This is a genomic window from Corynebacterium sp. HMSC073D01, assembly GCF_001815555.1.
GTDB classification, from domain to species: domain Bacteria; phylum Actinomycetota; class Actinomycetes; order Mycobacteriales; family Mycobacteriaceae; genus Corynebacterium; species Corynebacterium glucuronolyticum.
Genome location: NZ_KV821069.1, coordinates 17813 through 41938, shown reverse-complemented (window position 1 = coordinate 41938; position 24126 = coordinate 17813). Strand labels below are relative to the sequence as shown.

General features: G+C 58.2%; 17 protein-coding genes and 1 tRNA gene. 13 read left to right on the top strand and 5 right to left on the bottom strand.

The genetic code is table 11. From position 1 onward, the window contains the following. Nucleotides 1-469 precede the first annotated feature (469 nt). The 3 genes from HMPREF3044_RS09320 to HMPREF3044_RS09310 all read left to right on the top strand — a co-directional run bounded on the left by HMPREF3044_RS09320 (nucleotide 470) and on the right by HMPREF3044_RS09310 (nucleotide 4662). Nucleotides 470-1555: a potassium channel family protein gene (locus HMPREF3044_RS09320; RefSeq protein WP_070741126.1), complete on the top strand. Its 1086-nt coding sequence runs from the start codon at nucleotides 470-472 to the stop codon at nucleotides 1553-1555. Nucleotides 1556-1799: 244 nt separating this feature from the next. Beyond that, nucleotides 1800-2621, top strand: a complete 822-nt coding sequence (locus HMPREF3044_RS09315; RefSeq protein WP_070741124.1) for an NAD(+) diphosphatase — start codon at nucleotides 1800-1802, stop codon at nucleotides 2619-2621. Continuing rightward, nucleotides 2602-4662 carry an ATP-dependent DNA helicase UvrD2 gene (locus tag HMPREF3044_RS09310; protein ID WP_005395101.1) on the top strand — a complete coding sequence of 687 codons (2061 nt, stop codon included), beginning with the start codon at nucleotides 2602-2604 and terminating at the stop codon, nucleotides 4660-4662. Before HMPREF3044_RS09315 ends, HMPREF3044_RS09310 begins: the two co-directional genes overlap by 20 nt. Here HMPREF3044_RS09310 and HMPREF3044_RS09305 read toward each other — a convergent pair. Then, nucleotides 4607-5395, bottom strand: a complete 789-nt coding sequence (locus tag HMPREF3044_RS09305; protein WP_246820995.1) for a TOMM precursor leader peptide-binding protein — start codon at nucleotides 5393-5395, stop codon at nucleotides 4607-4609. The two genes, HMPREF3044_RS09310 and HMPREF3044_RS09305, sit on opposite strands and share 56 nt — an antisense overlap. 489 nt (nucleotides 5396-5884) lie before the next feature. Between HMPREF3044_RS09305 and HMPREF3044_RS09300 the strand changes: the two genes are divergently transcribed. Beyond that, nucleotides 5885-6415, top strand: coding sequence for a M48 metallopeptidase family protein (locus HMPREF3044_RS09300; protein WP_070741246.1), 531 nt, complete (start codon nucleotides 5885-5887; stop codon nucleotides 6413-6415). A 140-nt stretch (nucleotides 6416-6555) separates the two neighbouring features. On the opposite strand, the gene HMPREF3044_RS09295 is transcribed toward HMPREF3044_RS09300, so the two are convergent. Then, on the bottom strand, nucleotides 6556-8088 hold the full coding sequence (locus HMPREF3044_RS09295; RefSeq protein ID WP_005390278.1) for a zinc-dependent metalloprotease: 1533 nt from the start codon (nucleotides 8086-8088) through the stop codon (nucleotides 6556-6558). Nucleotides 8089-8161: 73 nt separating this feature from the next. On the opposite strand from HMPREF3044_RS09295, the gene HMPREF3044_RS09290 reads away from it, so the two are divergent. Continuing rightward, nucleotides 8162-9232, top strand: a complete 1071-nt coding sequence (locus HMPREF3044_RS09290; protein WP_005390277.1) for a YlbL family protein — start codon at nucleotides 8162-8164, stop codon at nucleotides 9230-9232. Between the two features lie 247 nt (nucleotides 9233-9479). Here HMPREF3044_RS09290 and HMPREF3044_RS13415 read toward each other — a convergent pair whose 3' ends face one another. Both HMPREF3044_RS13415 and HMPREF3044_RS09275 read right to left on the bottom strand, forming a co-directional pair. After that, a complete protein-coding gene (locus HMPREF3044_RS13415; RefSeq protein ID WP_239171016.1) occupies nucleotides 9480-10142 on the bottom strand; it encodes a hypothetical protein in 663 nt (220 codons plus the stop codon). A 42-nt stretch (nucleotides 10143-10184) separates the two neighbouring features. After that, on the bottom strand, nucleotides 10185-10682 hold the full coding sequence (locus tag HMPREF3044_RS09275) for a PPA1309 family protein (RefSeq protein ID WP_005395106.1): 498 nt from the start codon (nucleotides 10680-10682) through the stop codon (nucleotides 10185-10187). A gap of 85 nt (nucleotides 10683-10767) precedes the next feature. Between HMPREF3044_RS09275 and HMPREF3044_RS09270 the strand changes: the two genes are divergently transcribed. Next, nucleotides 10768-13722, top strand: coding sequence for a UPF0182 family protein (locus HMPREF3044_RS09270; protein ID WP_070741118.1), 2955 nt, complete (start codon nucleotides 10768-10770; stop codon nucleotides 13720-13722). 548 nt (nucleotides 13723-14270) lie between these two features. Then, nucleotides 14271-15641 (top strand): MFS transporter, encoded by a 1371-nt coding sequence (locus tag HMPREF3044_RS09265; protein ID WP_070741115.1) that lies wholly within the window; start codon nucleotides 14271-14273, stop codon nucleotides 15639-15641. Nucleotides 15642-15888: 247 nt separating this feature from the next. On the opposite strand, the gene HMPREF3044_RS09260 is transcribed toward HMPREF3044_RS09265, so the two are convergent. Beyond that, nucleotides 15889-17028, bottom strand: coding sequence for a pyridoxal phosphate-dependent aminotransferase (locus HMPREF3044_RS09260; protein ID WP_070741113.1), 1140 nt, complete (start codon nucleotides 17026-17028; stop codon nucleotides 15889-15891). Between the two features lie 423 nt (nucleotides 17029-17451). Here HMPREF3044_RS09260 and HMPREF3044_RS09255 point away from each other — a divergent pair. From HMPREF3044_RS09255 to HMPREF3044_RS09230, 6 genes are all read left to right on the top strand, one after another. After that, nucleotides 17452-17525: transfer RNA gene (locus HMPREF3044_RS09255), tRNA-Met, on the top strand. A gap of 662 nt (nucleotides 17526-18187) precedes the next feature. Next, a complete protein-coding gene (locus HMPREF3044_RS09250; protein ID WP_246820993.1) occupies nucleotides 18188-19060 on the top strand; it encodes a hypothetical protein in 873 nt (290 codons plus the stop codon). Next, a complete protein-coding gene (locus HMPREF3044_RS09245; RefSeq protein ID WP_070741110.1) occupies nucleotides 19060-20160 on the top strand; it encodes an ABC transporter ATP-binding protein in 1101 nt (366 codons plus the stop codon). The genes HMPREF3044_RS09250 and HMPREF3044_RS09245 overlap by 1 nt, the downstream gene beginning before the upstream one ends. Before the next feature lie 162 nt (nucleotides 20161-20322). Beyond that, nucleotides 20323-21390, top strand: coding sequence for an ABC transporter substrate-binding protein (locus HMPREF3044_RS09240; protein ID WP_070741106.1), 1068 nt, complete (start codon nucleotides 20323-20325; stop codon nucleotides 21388-21390). After that, a complete protein-coding gene (locus HMPREF3044_RS09235) occupies nucleotides 21390-23216 on the top strand; it encodes an ABC transporter permease (RefSeq protein ID WP_246820992.1) in 1827 nt (608 codons plus the stop codon). The genes HMPREF3044_RS09240 and HMPREF3044_RS09235 overlap by 1 nt, the downstream gene beginning before the upstream one ends. Next, nucleotides 23210-23896 (top strand): metallophosphoesterase family protein, encoded by a 687-nt coding sequence (locus tag HMPREF3044_RS09230; RefSeq protein WP_246820990.1) that lies wholly within the window; start codon nucleotides 23210-23212, stop codon nucleotides 23894-23896. Before HMPREF3044_RS09235 ends, HMPREF3044_RS09230 begins: the two co-directional genes overlap by 7 nt. Nucleotides 23897-24126: the final 230 nt, after the last annotated feature.

Genomic DNA, 24126 nt, shown 5'->3' with positions numbered 1-24126 from the left:
AACCCGAGGTCTAGCGCAGGCGAACTTGGGGCTCAGCGAATATGGACGTTCGATGACAGACTCTGGGGGAGGCGTTCGAACCGGTTCCGCCACCTGACCATAGCGCCTCTACGACGATGAACGCGTACGTTTTCGCTGTGTACAGGAGCTGGCACCAGATCGTCCACACCGACGGCGGTTTGCGCGCGCTGGCGAGGCCTTGTGCCCGCAGGCCTACATAAGGCAGACGGAAGGTTGTGTGTGGCTGCGAAGGGGCGGAGTGAAACGGGCGTTTCAATGTGGTTTTAGCTGTGCTTTTGCGGTGGTGTTCACTGCGCAGTGCGTACATCCCCGGAAAAGGGGAGTACGATTCAACGACGGTGAGGTGAGTGAAAGCTCAAAATGACTCCACTATGGCTAGACTCAAGTAGATGCCACGGCTGAGGAGAGCCGGGGTGAGGTACATGCAGATGATGGCAGGAGAGTGACAATGCCTTTTGGAAAGAGGCTTCGCCCCAACCTGAACTTTCGGATTGGTGCGCAAGCGGAGCTCGACGAGCTTCCAGAGCACGCCCTGCTCAAAATCATCAACATTCCTGGAGAAGCAAAATCCAGCCCGTGGGTTCTCATTGCACGGCGTGTGGCCTATGCCACCGTCATCATGATTGCCACCTCGCTCGTTGTGTACTTTGACAAGAACGGCTACTCAGAGCCTCTGACCTTCGTAGACTCTTTGTACTACTCTGCTGTTTCACTCTCCACCACTGGCTATGGTGACATCGCCCCGGTGACACAGCATTCCAGGCTTATTAATATCCTCCTGATCACACCACTTCGCGTCCTCTTCCTTATCCTTTTGGTCGGTACCACGCTGAGCGTGTTGACGGAGGAATCGCGGAAAACCCTGCAAATCCAACGATGGAGAAGGACTATGCGCAATCACACGGTCGTTGTCGGATACGGCACAAAGGGACGCTCTGCAGTATCAGCACTGCTTGCCGGTGGCACTTCACCCAGTGAGATTGTCATAGTCGATACAGATCGCCAGGCGCTGGAGATGGCCTCCTCCCAAGGCCTTGTCACCGTTCACGGAAGTGCGACAAAGGCCGATGTCCTGAAACTGGCTGGCGTGCAACGGGCACGCGCCGTCGTGGTCGCCCCAAGCATGGATGACACCGCAGTTCTTGTCACCTTGTCCGTACGCGAACTAGCCCCTAGCGCGATGATCGTCTCCAGCGTTCGTGAGGCGGAAAACCAGCACCTGGTGGAGCAGTCCGGTGCAGATTCGGTGGTTATTTCTTCCGAAACAGCCGGCCGCATGTTGGGCCTTGCCACAGTGACACCGTCCGTGGTGGAGATGATGGAGGACCTTCTCAGCCCAGATGAGGGCTTCTCTATCGCCGAGCGGCAGATTGGTGAAGACGAAGTAGGCGCCAACCCCCGCCACTTGGCAGACATCGTCCTTGGCGTGGTTCGCTCCGGTGAGCTGTACCGCATCGATTCTCCCGAGGCTGAGACCTGTGAACCAGGAGACCGTCTCCTGTACGTGCGCCGTATCGTGGATTCCGGAAAGTAGACAGAGAAACGACGTGACCTTGGTGAGCTCACGTGGATAAGCGCGACTCAGCTCCGTCGATTACCGTGAGAGTAGGTAGCGAGTCCGACATCGTGCGAGTCCGACATCGTGCGAGTCCAACATCGTGCGAGCCCGTCCATGTGCGAGCACGTGCGTATGTGAGCCCGGTTATCGTACAAGCCTGGTCATTGTGGATGAGATGCCGCCGAAGCTTTAGAAAAGACAAGGAAGGGGAAGACAGAGCGTGCTAGGGGGAATTTTTTTGGCCAACACGGAGCCGAATCGCAGGTGCTACTATCCGTTCACCCTGCAGGGCGAGTACGCCACACTATCCGGTTCTTCCACGCCCCTCGGAGTGCAACCCATCGCAGGTTTTGCAGACCCGGTTCTCGGCGAGAACGCGGATATTCAAATCGAACTTCCGGAGGGGCATGGCTTTGGCGTTCTTGTAAGTCACGAGCAGCTAGAGGCAATGATCGCCGGCGATCCGGAATCGTTGGCAATTGTTCATATCCAAGATCAACCGGCTGTAGGCGACCTTGCCCAGACGTTCATGCGGTTGCGAAACCAGGCGATGTTCCGCTTCAGCCCCGTGAACGGTGACCAGATCCGCTATGTGGCAGATGGACGCTTCGGCTACGACGACGGTGGGCGCGAGGTGTTTCCGCGTCTCGATCCTGCAGTCATCGGTTTGGTGACATTGGGGGACGAGCTGCTTCTGACACGCAAGCCACAGCGCAGGTACTTTTCGCTCGTCGCAGGATACGTGGAACCGGGAGAGACGATCGAGGATGCGTTCTCCCGCGAAGTCCTGGAAGAAACAGGGCGTAGGGTGACGCATTCCAGGTACGTGATGTCCGCGCCGTGGGCGGCAACCGGGAGCCTCATGCTCGGCATGCGGGCGGAGACCACTGACAGAGAAGCCCACGCACCCACCGATGGTGAGCTTGAAGAAACGCGCTGGGCTTCGAGAGAAGAGATTCTTTCTGGAGATATTCCTCTTACTGGTCGTGGCTCCCTCGCCCGCACACTCATTGATCGGTGGTGTGCCCGTGGAGAGCTTTAGCCTCGAAGATCTTGATCCAGATCAGCGGGTCGCTGCTACCGCGCCTCGTGGGCCCGTCTGCATTCTCGCCGGCGCAGGTACTGGTAAAACAAGGACAATCACCTACCGCATCGCGCACCTTATCAACACAGGTGCAGTGAGTCCGCAGCGGGTTCTCGCTGTGACCTTCACAAAGCGAGCAGCAGGGGAGATGCGGGATCGTCTCGCGAATATGGGGATCCCCCGGGTCCAAGCGCGCACCTTCCATTCCGCAGCAATGCGTCAATTGGCTTATTTTTGGCCTCGTTTCGCAGGTGACCTCTCGTACTCGCTTCTAGATAAGCGGCTTCCCCTTGTTGCGCAGGCCGCGAGGTCCTGTGGCGTTTCCACGGACACGGAAACTCTGCGGGATCTCACAGGGGAAATCGAGTGGGCGAAAGCAACGCTTATCTCCCCGGATAACTATCCGGAGCAGGTAGAGACCTTCCACCGCACCCCGCCGGTGAGCGGAAAAGAGGTAGGCCAGGTCTATGCCGCGTATGAGGAGTTGAAATACCGGCATGGAATGGTGCTTCTGGATTTTGATGATGTCATCAACCAACTGGCCACGGGGATAGAGAAGGTGCAGGGCGTTGCCGACGAATTCCGGCAGCAGTATCGCACTTTCGTGATCGACGAGTACCAGGACGTGACCCCTGCGCAGCAGCGTCTCGTCCGCGCCTGGCTCGGAGATCGCGATGATCTCACAGTGGTGGGCGATGCGAATCAGACCATTTATTCCTTTACGGGGGCTTCGCCTAGTTTCCTGCTGGACTTCACCCGGGATTACCCGGAAGCGGTAACTGTTCGCCTGCAGCGGGACTACCGCTCCACCCCTCAGATCACCGATGTCGCCAACGCCGTTATTAGCAAGGCTCGGGGACGCATTGCCGGAACGAGGCTTCAGCTGCAGGGTATGAAGCCTCCGGGGCAGCCACCGCAATTCGCCACGTACGAGTGTGAACCCGACGAGGCGCACGCGATCGCGAAGAAGATCCAGCGGCTCATCGAAACCGGGACACCACCGGCTGAGATTGCGGTGCTCTATCGAATCAACGCCCAGTCGGCGGTGTTCGAAGAGGCGTTGTCTGATGCAGGAATTGTCTACCAGGTGCGTGGCGGTGAAGGGTTTTTCCTTCGCCCAGAAATTAGGCAGGCGATGTCCGGCGTGACCCGGCTGGCGAACAATCAGCGATCAGGGGACATAGATCCTGTAGAGGCTGTCACGGCTGTACTACGCCGCCAAGGGATGACCCCAGAGGAACCGGAGGGGCAGGGAGCCCGGGAGCGGTGGCAGATGCAAAACGCGTTCCTTGCGCTCGTCGCGGACTTGGTGCGTACTGATTCCACACTTACCTTGCACGGTGTGCTGCAGGAACTGGACAGGAGAAAGGACGCAAAGCAGCCCCCGAATGTAAACGGGGTGACGCTGGCCTCTCTCCACTCTGCCAAAGGACTGGAGTGGGACGCTGTATTCCTAACTGGCCTGCAAGAGGGATCGCTGCCGATCAAACAGGCTTTGAAGGAAGGGGAGCGACAGATTGAGGAGGAACGTCGCCTCTTCTACGTGGGAATCACCCGCGCCCGTACCTTCCTCCACATGTCGTGGTCTAAGGCGCGGTCGGAGGGCGGACGTGCGACCCGTGAGCGCACCCGTTTCCTCGACGGAATTGTGCCCAAGGAAGAGGACAACAAACCGGTGAAAAAGATGCAGCGGAGTACCCGCTGTCGTGTCTGCGGTAAACCACTGCGCTCGCCGGAGGAAAAGGTTCTTGGGCGTTGTGTTACCTGCCCGGAGGAAGCTGATCAGGCTCTCTTCGCTGCACTTCGCGCGTGGCGGACCGCTGAGGCGAAGGAGCGAGGTAAGCCTCCGTACATGATCTTTACCGACGCCACGCTCATGGCGATTGCAGAGGCGATGCCGGAGACCGATGCCGAGTTCCTTTCCGTCGCCGGTGTTGGGCCTGTCAAGCTGGAAAAGTTTGGCGAGGAACTGCGGGAAGTCCTGGACGAGTACCGTTAAGCCGTTCGAAGCACTCCGGGCAATGCGGGTGTGGCTTCATCACCTTGTGGGTGAGGGATAGCGCATACGGGTCGACGACGACGAGTTCACCTGGGATGGCAGGGGAGACCGGGTCATGGAAATAGTTGCCTACGCCGGGCTGGACGCAGTGAAAGCCAGCAGTCCGCAGGCAAAGCGCCACAATATGTGCGGCCGTGGCGCTAACGAGCAGGGGGTCCCTTGCCCCCTTACGCACAAGCGACTGCGATACAAGCATCCGCCACTGCGGGTCGAGATCGAGGCGATACAGTTCCAGGCACAGGGGACACGGGCCGTCCCCTGCAACCATCGTGGGGCCGGCGTACCCCCGACCGTCGAGGATATATCCCTGGACGATTGTGTCGGTTTTCCCTCTCAAAGCTGTGCTGTAAGAAGGGGCCTCAATGAGGGAATCGACCAAAATAATCGGTGTTCCAGCGGGCATGCGGGCAAGGAAACGAGATTCTGTTTCGGAGGGCGCCGAGTAGCGCACATTTATGCAATCTGCGGGCATGAGTTCCCTTACCGCCGTGGCAAGGGCACCGGTGCCCACAATTGCCATCTCGACAGGCGGGTGCGCGGGGACGAGAACGCGAAAAGCAATGAGATCCTCCACTAGCGCGCGTGCATTTCCGGGTTGGTTTCCGCACTTCACCAGGCCTGCAATGGTGTCCTCTCTGGAGAGCGGATCGTGTGTGGAGTTAAGAAAGGTCACGGTTCGTGTGGCGCACAGGTGGGTCGGAAATGTCACTACCGCCGTGCGGAAAGTCTCGAGACCGAATTGCACGTTGCGGCGCGAGCGGAAGACAAGAGAGGCAGACGGATTGAGGCGTAGGAGCGGTTCGGACGAGGCCTGTGCAGATTTACGAGCGGAGAGAGCACGAGCATTTCGTGCGATAGGTGCCGTCTCTGTACGTCGCAGGGACGCTTCCCATGATGGTGCATCCGCTTGTGAGAGAGCGTGTACCGGTGCTGGCGATTGTGCTTGCGTGAGCGTGTGTGCTGGTTGATTATCCATTGAACCCCCAATGTCATCGAGTCGTGCCCCCCACGGGTGTCAGGTTACCGGACACCGTTTATCTCTGCACGACGAAAACAATTCGATGCGCTGGAGATTAGGGGACCTGCGGAGCAGCTACTCCCCGTGAAGCGCGTAGCCCCTTCAGTAGGCCGGGGCAATCCTTACGCCGTAGACTGGGTAACCGTGCCAAAAATCAGGATTATCCGCTCTCCTCGTCGTAAGAAGAGCGTCCAGGGGAGACTCAAGGGGGACGTGTTCGAGGTCCGTGTTCCTGCCCGGATGACGGAAAAGGCAGCCCAGGCGATCGCTCAGGAGCTGTTGGAAAAGGTGCAAGCAAAATCGGCACCGGTTGTGGACCTCGAGGAGGCTGCTCGCCGCCTTAACCGGACAGTGCTGCAGGGGAAAGCCGAGTGGACGAGTATCAGCTGGGTAACAAACCAAAACTCGCGGTGGGGTTCCTGTACACCTGCGCGAGGTACGATCCGCATCTCCCACCGCCTGCAGAAGGTGCCCCAATACGTTCTTGACTCCGTGATCGTGCATGAGCTGGTGCACACGTTCGTGCCCAATCATGGGCCGGATTTTTATGCATGGGCAAATAAAGTGCCTCACGCCGAGCGGGCGCAGGGCTACCTGGAGGCTTATGGCCGGTGGGGTGGCAACGGTGGTGGTGCCGGCGAAGAAGAAGACGACGACGGTTCTGATGAAGACTAAACAGACGCGTTGCAACGCGAGCTAAGCCCCCGCGCCGAAAGTGAACCCCTGCGGGGTGCACCATCTGTTGTCGCTGATGAGCATAGGGTTGTACCCGGCACCTGACACCCGCCACCGGCCTCAGCCGGTGACGTTTTCTCCTAGATGTCGGTGTCGCCGTTGGTGGAGCCACCGGCAGAGTCGTTGCCGTCACCGCCGTCGCTGCCCTCGTCGCCGTCGTGGGCTTCGTGGCCCTTGCCAAAGTTACCGCTTTCTTCCAGCTTGGTGATCTCGGCGATCGGGTCGAAGTCGTCGGTGAGCAGCTCATCGATGAAGGCGGCGGAGTTGTCCAGGTGCTCGGCGCGGGGAAGGAAGTCCTGGTGGTTCCACAGGCTGTCGCGGCGCTCCTGGCCTACGGCCTCTCCCACACGGCGCCACAGGTCGTAGGCTGCGGCGACCTTGGGGGTTTTGATCGTGATGCCGACGATCTCTTCGAGGACGGTGTCGGCAGACCCGCCGGAGGCGAAGCGACGCGACCAGGCCTCCTCCATCTTGAGTGCAGAGGGGATGCGATCGGCAAGTGCCTCGTGAACTACGAGCTCCACCCAGCCTTCGACGAGCGCGAGCTGGGTCTCAAGCAGTTCCGCCGACTTCTCGTTGCGGGTGAATAGGCGTGGCTCGATGTCAGAGTTAGTGATGTGCTCGAGCAACTGCTGTGGATCGATCCCACCGGATTGGAGATCCCGGATTGTCTCCTCCATCTCGCTATTGTCAATCTCCAGGCCGAGAGCAAATTCCTCAACCGCGCCGACAATAGATTCAGGCAGCCAGGAGGCGTGCATGAACAGGCGCTGGCGTGCAGCTTCGCGCGCGGTGATGTACATGAGTGCCTCTTCCTCGGGGATATCGAGGCTCTTGACTGCTGCACTGACATGGGATGCCAGCACGGCGATGGTGCCTCGCGGTGCTACGGGCATGCCGAAGTCGCAGCCGGTGAGTACCTGCGTGGCTAGTTCACCGAGGTCGCCGCCGAGTTGTGTGGCAGCCTGCATGTGCCCGAAGTGATTCATCATGTGCTTAATGGGGCCGATGATCTGCTTCGCCTCCTCGGGGAGGCCGGCTTCGCTAGCTGCATCTTTGTTTTCCACCACGGGGGTAGTGAGACGAATCCACGTGTCTATGGTTGCGTCAAGCCATGCGGCAGCGTTCCATGCCTCGACGGGGCCGCCTGCTGCCGGGATATCGGTGACACCGTCGAGCCAGAGATCACTTAACCGCGCTGCCTCGGTCACAGCCTTCGTCTCAGCGTCGGAGGGCCGGCGCTCCGAACCGATTTCCTCGATTCCCGCCTTGGACACAATGGAGCGGTCGAGGGTTGGGCTATCATCATCGGCTCCTGCTTCCGGGGGAGGAGTTTGCCCACCGAACATACCGAAGCCGGGGGTTGCACCCGATTGTGCGTCCTCGCCGCCGAACATGGAGCTAAATTGCTGGAACAGGTCGTTTAAATTGCCTTGTTGGAAGCCCCCGTCGGAGCTCCAGCTAAAGAATCCGGGCATGCCACCGAAAGGGGTGTTCCCTTCGTTGCCGTTACCGCTAGCGCCGTCACCGGAGCCGTTGTTCTGGTTATTGTCGCGGTCCTTGTCAGGGTCGTCATCGTCGTTGCCAGAGGTAAATCCGAATCTATTGCTCATAGTTCTAACCTACCGTGGCAGACCGCACGGATGCCATATTCTTGCAGTGTGCTGTAAGCGAACATGTAGGGTTATGTTCGTGAAAAAGTTGCCCTCCCATGTGATGTGGGGAACCGTGACGGTTCTCGTCCTGCTTGTCCTCGTTGTTGCCACGAGCGTCCCCGGCGTGACTAGCGCCACGGGTCTGCGTGTCGGTGTCCCGTTCGCCGCGATGGGGCCTGGTCCGAGTTTCGACGTGCTGGGAAAGACTGACGGTGGCGAGGATGTCGTCCAGATCGACGGTGCGCCGGTGGATGAGACGGATGGTCAGCTGCGGATGCTTACGGTGAGTGTGTACACGGACCTGGGTCTTGGCGATGCCATCGCGATGTGGTTTAGCAAGGATCGTGAGCTGGTCCCGCTGAGCTCTGTCATTCCGCCGGATGTAAGCCAGGAAGATATGGAGGAGGCCAACAAGCAGGCCTTTAACAACAGTGAGTCAGCAGCTACCCTCGCCGCGCTGAACCATTTGGGCATTCCGCTGGAAACGATCGTCGCCGAGGTGATGGAGGGTGCGCCTGCCGACGGTCTGTTTGAGGTTGAGGATGTTCTCACGCTTGTCGACGACCAGTCGGTCACCGTCCCCTCGACAGTCTCGGATTACATTGCCACGAAGGCGGTGGGAGACACGGTAACCTTCACGGTTCGTCGCGGCAGTGAGGAAAAGAAGATCCCCGTCACGGTAGGGGAAAAGGATGGGAAGCCCTACGTTGGTTTGCTCATGAAGGCTGATCCGTCGGGGAATCTGTCCGTGGACTACAGGCTCTCGGATATCGGCGGTTCCTCGGCCGGCATGATGTTCGCGCTTGGTGTCATCGACAAGTTGGATCCGGGCGACACCACGAAAGGCATCAACATCGCCGGGACCGGAACGATTGACCCGGATGGTGAGGTTGGCCCGATCGGTGGCATCAAACACAAGATGACCGCAGCCGAAGAAGCTGGCGCGCAGCTTTTCTTGGCCCCGGCTGATAACTGCGATGAGGTCGTGGAAAAGGATCCCGGGCAAATGACGGTGGCAAAGGTGGCAACCCTCGATGAGGCGATCGCGGCCATCGATGCCTATGCGGCCGGACAACCGGTGGCAAGCTGCTCAGCGGACTAGATTGTCTTCTAGCCAGGGGCTTTTTCAAAGCTCAAGCGCTTACCCGGAAAGTCTTCCTGGCCCCATCTTTGGGGGCACCACTTGTGCCTATCTTTGGGGCACCGCCTGAGGCCATCTCTGGGGGCATCGCCGGTTCAGTGGAAGCGCCAGTTGGCCTCCTATTTCGGGCACAGGTGACCTAGGGGTGCCGGTAGCGCAGTGCAGTCTTGTGTGGCTCCGTGCGGGCAGGGAGCCCCTGCGAGCGGACTTAGTCGGACTCGACGAGTCCCAGTTCCTTGATGCGGGTGGAGGGATCCACCTTGTCGGAAGAGATCATCTGCTGCATTGTCAGTCCCTTTTTCTCGTCGACGACGGTGATGATCGCCGTGGAGCCGAGTACGGACCAGCCGACGATCCGCGGAGCCTGCTCTTCCACAACGCGGGAACTCGACAGCTCACGCAGCACCTGGGCGGTAGACGTGGCCTTCACATCGGAGGCGAAGAACTGGAACTGGCCAACCTTCGGGCCATCGCAGGAATAAGAATCAGGGATTCCATTGGGGTGGCAGTTCTCCAGATCGGCAAAAAACGACGCGGGGGCAAGCGAGGCGAACGTGGTAGCTACCGTTGCCACTGCATCCTCGGCCTCGGTGGACGAACTCGTCGAACGCTTTGTCGTCGAAGAAGATGGTGACTCTGTCGTCCGCGTCGCTGCGGTGGATGAACCAGTCGCCGACGTGTCTGCGGTCGATGCATCTGCCGTTCCCGTAGCCGTGGCCGACGGAGAGGCATCATCAGCGGGTGCAGCCGACGATGTGACGGCCGGTGGTGTGACGGCAGTGGATGACGGATCCTCGCCTGGTTGGGAACCACACCCGGCACTGAGCCCGGCGCAGCTGGCGAGTACGAGTGCTGCTAGCGCGCGTTTCATGGTTTCCAGTGTAGCGGGCAAAATGAATCGTCCAGTGTCTGTTTAATCGTCCAGGGTGAGTGTGAAGCTGTACTGCAGCGCAGCGATGAGCTCCGGGGCGATGTCCGGCCCGCCACGCAGCTCGTAGTCGTCGTCAGAGAAGAGCCCGTCTTCGGCGCTCTTCATCTGCAAAATTGTCTGAGTCAGCTCCTCGTCGCGCATCGCGGCGGAGAACAAGCGCGCCGGGCGCGGGGTGGGGTCCTCCGAGGACGTATCGCGGAACGTGATCTCCTGCGCAAGGACAGCGCCCGCCACCTGCTCAGGCCAGACGATCCGGGTGAGGTACTCGCCAAGCTCGGGGGAACCGGCGGGAAGGTTTTCGGGAAGCTCCTGAACCACAAGAGACAGTGCCTCTTCCAAATCGGGGTCCGGGAGGGCGTCGATAAGCAACCGACTAGGAACTAGAGCGAAAAGCGTCGGGGGCGCACCCCAGCCCTCAGCGTGGACGAAATCTATGGCCTCCAAAACAGCCCTGTTCAGGTGTTGTTGACTAAATTCCATGGTTGAGACGAACCTCCATCGTAGGGTCTACGAAACATTTATTAGACTAGCGTTAACTTGATCTATCAATGAAAAGGAGTAGCACGTGGCTACCGGACTGAGACCACCTGCCCGGAAACCGAACCGGGGGCTCCTCACTGCGATTACCGTTGTGGTTGCCCTCGCCGTTCTCGTTCCGTGGGTGGTGGGGTACTACACAGACTGGCTGTGGTTTAGACACATCAATTACGACTCCGTCTTTGTGAAGACGCTGGTGACGAGGCTCATTCTGTTCCTCGTTTTCGGCGTCGTCGCCGCCGGAGTGACCTGGATCGCCGGGTTCCTGGCCTTCAAATACAGGCCGGGCGAACTCGACGGCGCGGATATGTCACCCACGATCCATGAATACCGCAAGGTCATTGAGAAATCGCTCAACCGCCTCCTCATCGGCCTGCCACTGATCATCGGCATTCTCGGCGGTCTCATGGGCCAGGCTTCCTGGCGCACCGTGCTGTTCTTCCTCAATCGCCAGGAATTCGGCGTGACCGACCCACAGTTCAACAAGGATCTGGGCTTCTACGCCTTCAGCCTGCCGGTCATCCAGCTCATTGTGGGCTCTCTCCTCGTTCTGCTGGCCGTCGCGTTCTTCATCGCGCTGGTCGGGCACTACCTCCTTGGCGGGTTGCGCCCGGGTAACCGAGCCACTGGTCAGACGGCGTTCGTTTCCCGGCCCGCCCGCATTCAGCTTGCCGTCACGGCCGGGCTGTGGATGCTCCTCATGGTGGTGAACTACTGGCTGCAGCGCTACACGCTGCTGGACAACCAGTACCCGACCTTCACCGGCGGTAACTACACCGATATCAACGCGCAGCTGCCGGCCAAGATCATCCTCATGGTCATCGGCCTCGTCGTGGCCGTGGCATTCTTCTCCGCCGTCTTCCTCAAGGATCTGCGGATCCCCGCCATCGCCACCGTGCTCATGGTGCTGTCCTCCCTCGTGGTGGGCACCGCATGGCCCGCAGTCGTGCAGCAGTTCAAGGTGAAGCCGAACGGCCAGGAGGCGGAGTCCCCGTACATCGCCCGCAATATCGAGGCGACGCGCTACGCCTACGGCATCGGTGATGACAAGGTCACCTACCTCGACAACTGGGGCGCAGATTCCACGAGCGACGAGGAGGTTGCCTCCGACAGCTCCACCGTGTCCAACATCCGCATCCTCGATCCCGAGGTTCTGCCGGATACGTTCACGCAGATGCAGCAGCTGAAGAACTTCTACGGGTTCCAGGATCCGCTGTCCATCGACCGCTATGAACAGGATGGGCAGGTGCGCGACTATGTTGTCGCTGCCCGTGAGATGAACCCCAACTCGCTGGCCGATAACCAGAACGACTGGCTCAACCGCCATACCGTGTACACCCATGGCAACGGGTTCGTTGCCGCCCCCGCCAACAGGGTTGATGAGGTCGCGCGCGACGCGTCCTCCACCCGTGGTGGCTACCCGGTGTTCACCGTGGCAGACCTGTCTACCGTGGAAAAGGACACTGCGGGTGGGCACCGGGACAAGCTGAACCTCGATCTCAAGCAACCGCGCATCTACTACGGCACGGTTATTTCCAAGGTGCCGGACATTGTGGACTACGCTATCGTCGGTAGCGGTGATGGCCAGTCGTGGGAGTACGACACGGACTCCACCATGTCCACCTACGACGGCAAGGGTGGCGTGCCGATCGGTAACTTCTTCAACCGCATTGCTTACACCCTGCAGTTCCAGGAGCTCAATTTCCTCCTCTCCGACCGCGTAAATGGCGAATCGAAGATTCTCTACAACCGTGATCCGCGCGAGCGCGTGGAAAAGGTTGCCCCGTGGCTGACCACCGATTCCAAGGCCTACCCGGCTGTCATTGATGGCTCCATCAAGTGGATTGTCGACGGCTACACCACGCTGACGAATCTTCCGTACGCTCAGCGCACTTCGCTGACACAGACCACCCAGGATGCCCTTAACCCGACGGGCACGGACCAGCGCCTGCTCTACGATCAGGTTTCCTACATCCGCAACTCCGTCAAGGCAGTGGTCGACGCCTACGATGGTTCTGTCACCCTCTACGAGTTCGACGATCAAGACCCGGTGCTGAAGGCCTGGGAGGAAACCTTCCCCGGCACGGTGAAGCCGAAGTCCGAGATCCCCGAAGAACTCAATGTTCACCTCCGCTACCCGGAGGATCTGTTCAAGGTACAGCGCGAACTGATCGCCCGCTACCACGTGGACGATCCGGGCACGTTCTTCAAGAACGAGGCCTTCTGGTCCGTCCCGAACGATCCGTCGGCATCCGAGGATCGCAAGAACCTCCGCCAGCCGCCGTACTACGTTGTGGCCGCAGATCCGGAGACAGACAAACCGACCTTCCAGCTCATCACCCCGTTCCGTGGCCTGGAACGCGAGTTCCTCTCCGCCCACATGACGGTGACATCTGATCCGGACAATTACGGCAAGATCACCGTCCGTGTCCTGCCCACGAACTCCCAGACGTTGGGACCGAAGCAGGCACAGGACACGATGGACTCCTCTGACCAGGTGGCGCGTGACCGCTCGCTGTGGCAAAACACCAACGAGGTGATGAACGGTAACCTGCTTACCCTCCCTGTCGGGGGTGGCAAGATCCTTTACGTTGAGCCCATGTACACCAAGAGGAAAGGGCAGCAGTCCGCGTTCCCCAAGCTCCTGCGTGTGCTTGTCAGCTACGACGGCAAGATCGGGTATGCCCCGACTGTCGCCGAGGCACTTTCTCAGGTGGGCATCAACCCGCGTGAGGCCAGCGACTTGGAAGAGTCGGATGTGAGCGCCGATCAGCCGACGAAGGACGAGAAGAAGCCGGTTGAAGACAAGAATGACGGCACGTCCACCCCTGCTCCGGCGGGTGATCCGACGGCTGCTATTGAGCGCATCAACAAAGCACTCAACGGGGTCCGCGCGGCTCGCGACGGCTCGCACGAGGAGTACGGCCGTGCCCTCGACGAGCTCGACCGCGCTGTCGCCGATTACCAGAAGAATTTCCAGTAACAGCCGGAATTCGCAGGTGGCAACAGTTCCACGCTAACAGCGCTGCTTCTGCCGCGCTGCTTCTGCCGCGCTGCTTCTGCTCATTGCACCCGCAGCGTTGCAGCAACAACACAACACCAACAACGCCGCTACCCACTCGGGTGGCGGCGTTGTTGTATCTGCACGCGCTGATCCTTCACCGGGCTCCCGGCTGTGAACGTTGTGTCGGCGGGAGGGGAGGTCCTTTGGGAGGGCAGTGCCAGGGCACGCCACGCAGGTGAATCCGCTTTCGGGCGAAAAATTTTGCAACATTTCTGATTGGTTGATTTTGTTTTGTTTGGCTAACTGTGTGTGCGGGGGGTGGTTGGAGGGTGGGGAGGGGTGCGGTGCTGGTAGCAGATGTTCGGCAACGGGGGAGAGGGCAGTCGTAAATATGATGTGTCTCACAATGTGGAATTGAAGTTTTGTTAGATGAGATTTAATATTTTTTCAACCCCCTAAGAAGAGTTTCTTGGGAGGCCAACAAAACCCAAGGAACAAGCCTTGAGAAAACCTTCAACACTTTTGAAATGAGGTGCCACGTGAGTACTGCCGTCCAAGTAAAACAGGAAGCCGAGAAGCACGCGAAACAGAATCGACGTCGCGTCATTATTGGCTCCACAATCGGAACAACAATCGAGTTCTACGATTTCTACGTCTATGCCACCGCAGCTGTGGCAGTGTTCCCGCACCTCTTCTTTGCGGAAACTGATAATCCCACTGTGGCGCTGCTGCAGTCATTTGCTACTTTCGGCTTGGCCTTTATCGCCCGCCCACTGGGCTCAGTCGTGTTCGGCCACTTCGGCGATCGTGTCGGCCGTAAAGCAACGCTCGTTGGCGCGCTGCTGACAATGGGGATCGCAACCTTCATCATCGGCCTGCTGCCCACCTATGCACAGGTGGGCCTCCTCGCACCGGCGCTCCTCGCGCTCATGCGCTTCTGCCAGGGCCTGGGCCTTGGCGGTGAGTGGTCGGGCGCGGCGCTGCTCGCCACAGAAAGCGCCGAGGAGGGCAAGCGCGCCCGCGCGGCGATGTGGCCACAGCTGGGTGCGCCGTTTGGGTTCTTCCTCGCCAACGGCCTGTTCCTGGTCATCGTGAAGGTCCTGGGGCATGACACCGCGCACCTGGATTCCCCGTTTATGGTCTGGGGCTGGCGCATCCCCTTCATCCTCAGCGCCGTCATGGTCGTTGTAGGTCTGTGGGTCCGCATCCACCTCGATGAGACACCGGTGTTCACCACCGCCGTCAAGCAGGGGAAGAAAGCCAAGGCGCCGTTCACTGAGGTGTTCAAGGTAGCCCTCGGCCCGCTGTTCGCAGGTACGTTCATCATGGTCGGCACGTACACCCTGTTCTACCTTGTCACCACGTGGATCCTCTCCTACGGAATCGCGGACCGGGAGAAGGGGCTCGGCCTCGGCTTCGAATACCAGCAGTTCCTGGTCATCCAGCTGATCTCGATCTTCGCCTTCATGGTGTCCATCCCGCTGTCCGGCTACTGGGCGGACCGCTTCGGCCGCAAGCCCTCGCTGTTCTGGACGACGGTTGCCATCATCGTCTTCGGCCTGACCTTTAAGCTGTTCCTGGCTCCGGAATCGGCGACGCTGTTCAGCTCCCTCGTGTTCCTCACCCTGGGAATGTTCCTCATGGGCCTCATCTTCGGCCCCATGTCCGCAGTGCTGCCTGAATTGTTCCCCACGAACGTGCGCTACACGGGATCTGGACTGAGCTACAACGTTTCTTCCATCCTTGGTGCTGCGATCGCCCCGTTCATCGCCACATGGCTGAACGCCACCTACGGTGTTTCCTCGGTGGGGTACTACCTTGTCGGTGTGTCCATCGTTTCCCTCATTGCCATCGCGCTCATGCGTGAGTCCCGCGATATGGATATGACGGAGATCTAGGACATCATGAACTAGAGCGCTGTTTACGTCTGTAGATTCAGTCTCTTCTTTGCTTGTCGACGCCCCTCCCACGGTTCTCATTTCACTCACCGTGGGTGGGGCGTCGGCTTGTTTTCCATTTACCTACGCACGTAGGGGCCTTTAGTCACACCCGGTGTCAGGCGTGGCGCTGGGCAGGGGCCAGAAAAATGCACGGAAAAACAACCACCGAGCCATGTGCTGGGTGGTCGTTCGTGCTCGTACTCGCCTACGCCAGGCGGGTGAGACGCGTACCTGCCTTCTCCAGCACGTCCCATTTCTTGCAAAACGCAAAGCGCACGAGATTTCTCCACTGCTCGGGGTGATCGGTGAAGACCTCGACGGGGATGCAGGCGACACCAGCAGCGTCGATAAGCCAGTTGGAAAACTCCACGCCCGGGCGATCAACCTCCGCGACGATGTAATAGGTGCCAGCCGTGTCGTGGACAGTGAAGCCAGCATCAGCCAAGCGTGCGGCGAGGAAGTCCCGCTTGCGCTGGAGTTCTCCGACCATGGATGCTACCCACTCCTGCTCGTTATCCAGAGCGTAGGCGACGGCCGGCTGGAATGGGGATGCCCCAACGAAGGTCATGAACTGCTTGGCGCGGGCAACCGCCTCGATGAGGTTGGCAGGAGCCACAGCCCACCCCGTTTTCCAGCCAGTGGCGTTGAACGTCTTGGCGGCGCTAGAAACTGTGACTGTGCGCTCCCACATTCCGGGGAGGGTGGCAATCGGGGTGTGGTCACCACCGTCGAAAATAAGGTGCTCATATACATCGTCGGCAAGCACAAGCAGATCATGGCGAACGGCGACGCGAGCAACCGCCGCAACATCGAGGAACGAACCGGTGGGGTTGTGCGGGCTGTTGACGATGATCATCCGCGTGCGCTCAGTAACCGCCGCATCGAGGGCTACCTCATCGATATCCCACGAACCACCGCGAGAAACGAGGGGAACAGCGACGCGGCTGGCGCCTGCAAGCGCAATCGCTGCAGCGTAGGAATCGTAGTAGGGCTCTAAAACAATAACGTCCGATCCCGGCTCAACAAGCCCCAGTACCGTGGCAGCGATGGCTTCCGTCGCGCCAACGGTAATGAACACTTCTGTTTTGGGATCAACGTGCTGGCCGTACCGGAGTTGACGCTCCCTCGCCACGGCTTCGCGGAGAACAGGGAACCCTGGCCCCGGTGCGTACTGATTATTTCCGCTGCGGATTTCCGCCACCGCGCGCTCCAACATGGCCTTTGGCCCGTCCTCGTCGGGGAAGCCCTGCCCAAGATTAATCGCCCCGGCGGCTGCAGCCTTGGCGGACATGGTGGCAAAAATGGTTTCCCCGAACGGTTGGAGTCGCGATACTACATCATTCATGCACAACAATTTTACGAGCCAACCTGACTACGCACGGTAACCCGCGCTCGCGATTGAGCCTTCACAGGCACCAGGCTACATTTATGGGGCTTGGAGCTTCGCGGTAAGCAACTGTTCCACCTCCACTGACTAAGAGGCAACACTCGTTACAGCGGTGATTCATAGGCGGAGCATGTGCGCGGAATATGCGCAGAATAGTGGCAATGAGAGTGGAGGAGCGGAGAGGCCCCCTGAAGGAGCGGAGAGACCCCTGAATGAGTAGAGAGGAACCAACAGAGTCAGCGGGGATGGAAGACTGCTGCGGAACAGGGGTCATAAAGAATTAACTTTACCGTAGTTGCCCAGGGGATTTGGCAAGTGGGGTGACTGTCGTTATAGTAATAACACGTTGCCGCAAGGCACGATATCCAAAAGGATATACGGCGCGGGGTGGAGCAGCTCGGTAGCTCGCTGGGCTCATAACCCAGAGGTCGTTGGTTCGAATCCAGCCCCCGCTACTAATAAAACCCCTTACCCGCAAAGATGCAGGTAAGGGGTTATTTTTAGTTCTACTTTCATCGACCGGACTTTGGAGTGGACTTTAGGGGCTAAGGGGAAGCGGGGGTTAAGCGCCAAAACGTGTGTCTTTACAGCGTGTCGGGGTCAAGCGGATAAAAGTGTGTGTGGGGGGATGGTGATGGCTAACACGGTGGCCGAGACTGCCACCACTCAGGTAACTCACTTCTAATAGCCTGCCGTTGCGACTGCAAAGGCGACAGTATTGGCTGGATTGAGCTGAGGTTTGTCTCGTCGCGCCAGGGAAGTAGGCAGAAAACGCAACCTGTGGCTTTGTCTGTTAGGTGGTTAGTGCACCTTCGCCACGGTATTCACGTGTGTCTTGTGGTGGCTTACCAGGGGTAGTGAACCCTCAAGATTAGTAGCCTGGCTTTTCTTTTGGGCGGAACAAGCGCAGCGAGACCTGGTTCAGAACCTGTGAGGGGTAGCGCACAGTGCTGACTTGGTTTTCATCGATGAGTGAAACAGACATGAGAAGTTTCGCAAAGGTGAATAGGTTATTAATTCTTTCTTAAAACCCTTGAACTGAAATGGTGGTAAGTCTAGATTCACCTAGGTGAGTTTTTCTCGAACTACGGTTGGGCGCTTTAAGAGGACTGGGAGTGTGTTCATAGCTACTGCGGTAGTGGCCTGCATGCACCTGATTCCCGTGCAATCCACTGGTAGCGATGGTGAGTTTTCTCTAGGGATGCTTCCTCAGGCAACGGCAGCCGAGGTCGCAGACCATGATTATCAGATCAAGTTGCGACTCGATTCATCTGTCGTTGATTCTGACGGTGGTGTGACCGAGTCTGCTAGGGAACAACTGCAAGCCGGAACACTGCAGAAGGTCGAGGCCGTGGCATATGTGGATACGCCGGACCGAGCTTTGGCTGCCCATGGGTGGACAGTTCGGGTCAAGCGATCTCAAGAGGAGAATTCCTGCGAGCTGACCTTCAAAAAGAGATTTCCTTTATCGGCATCCGGAGAGCAAGCGCTAGCCAAAGAGGGCGTTAACCAAGTGCTGCGACTAGCCCGGGAACGTAATTTTGATTCTTCCGACAAAAATTACGATGCTCAAATCAACACAAGCTTTTACACGTCCACTGTGGATTTCTCGAATAAGAAAGAGACCAGTTGTTCGCTTCCCTTTCCAACGGAAAAAGAAGCGCTCCACAAAGTTAACGAATTGCTGCCAGGCAAGCTTGAGAAAGAGCTCGGTGGGGAAGAAGCAGCTTCTCACATTCTTCGTAACCTAGCGATGTCGAATGTTGTCATTCAGCGTACGTGGCCCATAGAGGTGGCTGGTTACACGTCAGATCTTGAAGTAACTGAGATGAACAATTCTTACTTTGTTGAGCTGTCGGAGAAAGACTCAAGTAGAAAAGGCGCAGTTGAAAAACGAGAAAAAATCATAAATCGGCTGCAACAGCTAGAGCTGCTTAGAGAACAAGATGCGTTCAAAACGTCTATGGTCCTCGACGGAAAGTGGGATTAATGAGTCACCCATACGAGAAGTCGGCTGCATCGAATCGAAACAAAGAGGCGAATGAGCTAGCAGCAGCCGATAAGAGTCACGTTTCGAGTTCGTCGCAAGGCACATCCATAGAGCTAGACGGGGTGGCACGAGAATTCTCTGACGGCACAGGACTGCATCCCTCCTCAGTTCGTATCGATGCAGGGGAGTTCGCGTCGATTCTCGGTCCATCCGGTTGTGGCAAGTCAACCATGTTGCGCTGCATTGCAGGGCTGGAAACGCCTGATGCGGGACGAATCGCGTTCGGATCCACCAACGTCTTTGACGCGGAGCTGGGCATTAATGTGCCTCCGAATCGCCGCGGCTTGTCCATGGTGTTCCAAGATTTGGCGCTGTGGCCTCACATGACGGTGGAAAAGAATGTTGAGTTCCCACTAACCGTCGGAAAGCGAAAAGTGCCGGCGGGGGAGCGACAGCGACGCGTGCAGGAAGCATTGGAGAAAGTGGGGATCGCTAGCAAAGCCCAGCAACGCCCGCAGCAACTTTCCGGTGGTCAGCAGCAACGCGTGGCTATCGCTCGCGCAATCGTCTCCCAACCACGCGTCATCCTCATGGACGAACCGTTATCAGCCCTAGATGCGGCGCTGAGGCAGCAAATTCGTGGAGAGATCACGTCCTTAGCAAAGAAGCTTGGGGTGACGGTTCTCTACGTCACGCATGACCAGTCAGAGGCACTGGCGATGAGCGACCGCGTCATAGTCATGGAACAGGGCGAAATCGTACAGTTCACGAGCCCCGTGGAGATCTACACGCATCCAGCCAATGACTTCGTTGCCACGTTCGTCGGACATATGAACAGAGACTCGGCCGGACGAACCTGGCGGCCAGAACACATTTCTATCAGCACCGATGCACTGCAGATGTCCCAACCTCGAAACGCGGAGTCCCCGGCAGGGAAGCGAATGTACTCGGCCCGAGTGCGGGAGTGCCACTACGTTGGCGGGCGTTACGAGGTGACCGTTAACGTGCAGGGCGCTGATGAGCCGTGGCTGGTGTACAGCAATCGCGAGGTTGGCCGTTCTGAGAACCTCACCCTCGTGACCACGACGCCGTCAGGTTAATCATCGAACGGCGCCGAAAGGGCATGTTTTGGCAACCATTCGTGCGGTGTTGCTATCACCACTGTTCGTGCAGCGCAGCTGTCTGCACAGGTGAAAAATGAAAATTCGCCTCGGGCAGGAAATGAAACAGAGACCAGAAAACCGAAAAAAGGAATTAGGATTATGAAAAAGAATAAAATTGTTGGCCTCATCGCAGGTATCGCTAGCTCTGCGCTCGTGCTCACGGGCTGTGGATCCGTGGAAACGTCTGAAACAAGCTCAGCAAGCGAAGGCGGAGCCGGGACGTCTTCCTCAGAATGGCAGGCACCTGAGGGCCTTACCGGAGAAATCTCCTACTACTCGGCAAACCCGCAGGGACTGACCGATGCGCTCGTCGAGGAATTCGAGCAGAAGACCGGCGTGAAGGTCAACGTCTACGCCGACACAACCGGCAAGATCACCGCCCGCATCAAGGCCGAGGAGGCCAACCCACAGGCAGATATCATCTACCTCGCCAGCTGGTCCGCAGCCTCCAAGCAGGCTGAATCCGGTGCGCTGGAGGAGTACACGCCGGAAGGCTCTGACGCAGTGCATGACAAATGGGTGTCGCCTACTGGCCAGTTCATCGGGCGTGATGGCTCCGCACTTGCTCTCGTGGTTAACACCGAGGCAACCGATGGGAAGCCGACCGACTGGAAGGATCTTGCCGATGAGCAGTACAAGGATCAGGTCATCATGCCTGATCCACGCGAATCCGGTACGGCAGCAGACCTCATCGCTGCGATGGTCTCCAAGTGGGGCGAGGACAAGACCTGGGAGCTGTTTGATTCCCTGTTTGCTAACGGCATGGTCGTACAGGGCGCAAACGGTCCTGCCCTAGATGCAGTTAAATCGGGCTCTAAGGCTGTTGTTTTTGGTGGCGTTGACTACTCTGCCTACTCCGGCCAGCAGAAGGGCGAGCCGCTGGAAGTCATTATCCCGGCGTCCGGTACGACGATTACCCCGCGCCCGGTCATGATCATGAAGTCTTCTGATAACAAGGAGGCCGCCGAGGCCTTCGCTGATTTCATGTTCTCCAAGGAAGCACAAGAAATCTCAGCATCCAAGAACATGATTCCCGGGCGTGAAGACGTAGAAGCCAAGGCGGGCCCGAACTACAGTGAGATCACGCAGTTCAGCGATGATTGGGACACTATCGTCGATAGTTCTGCAGATATCCGCGATAAATTTGTCGAGCGCTACCTGAAGTAATGGCAAGGAGCACGGAGAAAACGGTAGGCGCAGGTTCAGCATTGCGCACTGGAGCTGTTGCCGTGGAAGATCGAGAAGGCAGAGCGCCCGTCTCCTCAGACGCTAACTCTGACACTGCTCGTCGCAGGACGAATGCTGGAACTGAGGCCGGAAGGCCAGCGGTACAGCAACGAACGGCGACGTACATCATCCTTGCGATACTGTTGGTCCTCATTGCTGCGCCTTTGCTATCGGTATTGGTCACAGCTTTCACAGGCTATCGCGACGAGCCATCAGCTCTTGGGGTTCTCGCCCATAGTGAGATGCTCACCGTCATGGGAAACACCGTTTTCCTCTCCGTGCTTGTTGTCCTATTTGCCACAGTCATGGCGGCACCATTGGCGGTTTCCATGGCGTGGACACCCCTGTCACGTCACTCCTGGATCGATGTCGTGGTCATGGTTCCCTTCATGACACCACCGTTTGCTGCTGCGATGGCCTGGATGGATTTCACTAGGTTGGGCGGAGTAGCCGAGCAATTGTTCGGAAAGATAGCAGGATCCGTGGCTCATGATGTCATCTACTCGGTCTGGGGGATGGCTCTCATCATGGCCTGCGAGCTGTTTCCTTTCCTGTACCTCCTTTTGCGGAACTCGTTTTCCACCGTTCCGGCGTCTCTCATCGAGGCTGCACGGGTCGAGGGCGCGACGTGGTGGGAGATCGTCTGCCGGATTATCGCGCCAAACATGATCGGCCCGTACTCACTGGGTGTTCTCATCGTTTTCATCAGGGCTGCGGGTGAGTTTGGTACTCCTGTCACCCTTGGCAACGCCATCGGGTTCCCTGTCCTTGTATCCTCCATCCATCAGAACATCACGGTGGACCCCATCAGTTTCTCCCGCGCGGCCGCTTCTTCCAGCGTGCTGTTCGCACTCGGCGTGACCGTTTGGGCCATCCAACAGTACGTGTCAAGGAATGATGGGACTAGTGGAGGACGCGTCGCTCGGCCTGTGCGACTAGCGCCGTCAACGCTCAGCATGGCTGGGATCTGGCTGCATACGACCGCCGTATTCTTGGTGAGTGTCATCATCCCGTACATCTCCATCGTGCTCGGAGCGATGACTATTCTCCGTTCGCAGCCACCAACTCCCACGAACCTCACCTTTGATTACTTTGAGATTGTTCTGAAAAAGAGCAGTGCACAGGAAGCGCTGGTTAATTCGGCGGGACTCGGTTTGATCGGTGCAACAGCAGCGATCGTCCTCGCTACCGCCGTGGCACTGTCAGCTCACCGAGTCTGCGCATACGTGCTGGCAAGGGTGAATGATTTTCTATCCGTCGCGCCGGACACAGTCCCTGGAATAGTTATGGCGGTGGGCTTCATCTTGTTGTGGAACGCCCCCTGGCTTCCGGTAACGCCGTACGGGACCCGATGGATTCTCGTTCTTGGTTATACGGTGATGTTCCTGCCCATGGCAGTCCAAAACGTGAAAGCTTCGATGGCTTCGGTGTCTCCGACACTCATCGATGCGGCGCATGTTGCAGGAGCAACCCGTGCCGTCACACTCTTCCGGATCATACTTCCGCTGCTTTTGCCGGGAATAATTGCCGGCTGGCTTCTTTCTTTCCTCGTCGGCATCCGTGAGTTGGTTATGTCTTCACTCATCCGCCCCGCGGATCTCAACTTGTTGTCTCCGTGGATTATGAACCAATTTGACCAGGGCAATAGGCCTGAGGCCATGGCGATGACGTTGATTGGTGTGGTGAGTTCCACTGTGGTGCTCATCGTCGTCACGGTTCTGCAACGCCGACGTGAGAACCGGATTGCCAGCGAGGCTGCGTGGTGACGATTACCGATAGTATTTCTACCCACGTCACGGATTGTGCGCTGGGAGTAACGATGGGATATTTCTCTGACTTGCACCTGGGGGCCGCATGGTCACCGGGACCAGCGTGGATCGAAAGCGTACTTGATTCCGTCGACGTTGATGTCGTTGTTTTCGGCGGTGACCTCGTAGATTACAAGAGCGGAACCGCAGAAGATGTCGCTCGCGCGTCTTCGCTTCTCAAGACGATCAGCGACGGTTTAGGCCTTCCCCTTGTCATAGTGTGGGGAAACCATGATGCTGCGCTTAACCTTGACCTGGAACTTGCATGGGTCCACGATCATCGAAATATTTTCTGCCCGGGGAGCACCTCCCAGGCTGAGTCGGTACGTTTCCCTTCGATTCCCGTTATCTTTCATGCACTAAACGTGGGGGAGCGCAATGACTACAGACATGTCATCGATGCGTACCCCATTGCACACCGGCAGTCTTCGCCCGATGTCGCACACGTGGGTATTTTGCACACAAGCCTCACAGGAGAGCTTTCCAAGAATCCCTGCCTGCCCACCACACCTTCGGAACTTCGCTCCAAAAACTACGTTGCCTGGTTGCTCGGGCACGTGCACACCCCGCACATCGTGGGTGACAAACCGCTCATCGGCTGGCCGGGAACGGGCCACTTCTGGCGTGTCACTGTGTAGGAAGCGCGACCACTATTCTCTCGGCGTGATCATAGTGATCTGGTCTCTCTGCGTGATCATAGTGAACTGGGCTGAAGCCGGAGACTCGTCCCCCTTGGTGTGAATTTGAGAGGCAGGAACCGAAGGTCCTCCACTCCAGTGGTTATATTTCCTCCTTATGGCTGGACACGCCCATGAGCCCGTATTTCCTCGCCACTGGTTCGCTTCCTTCTTGACTCCTCAGCATTAAA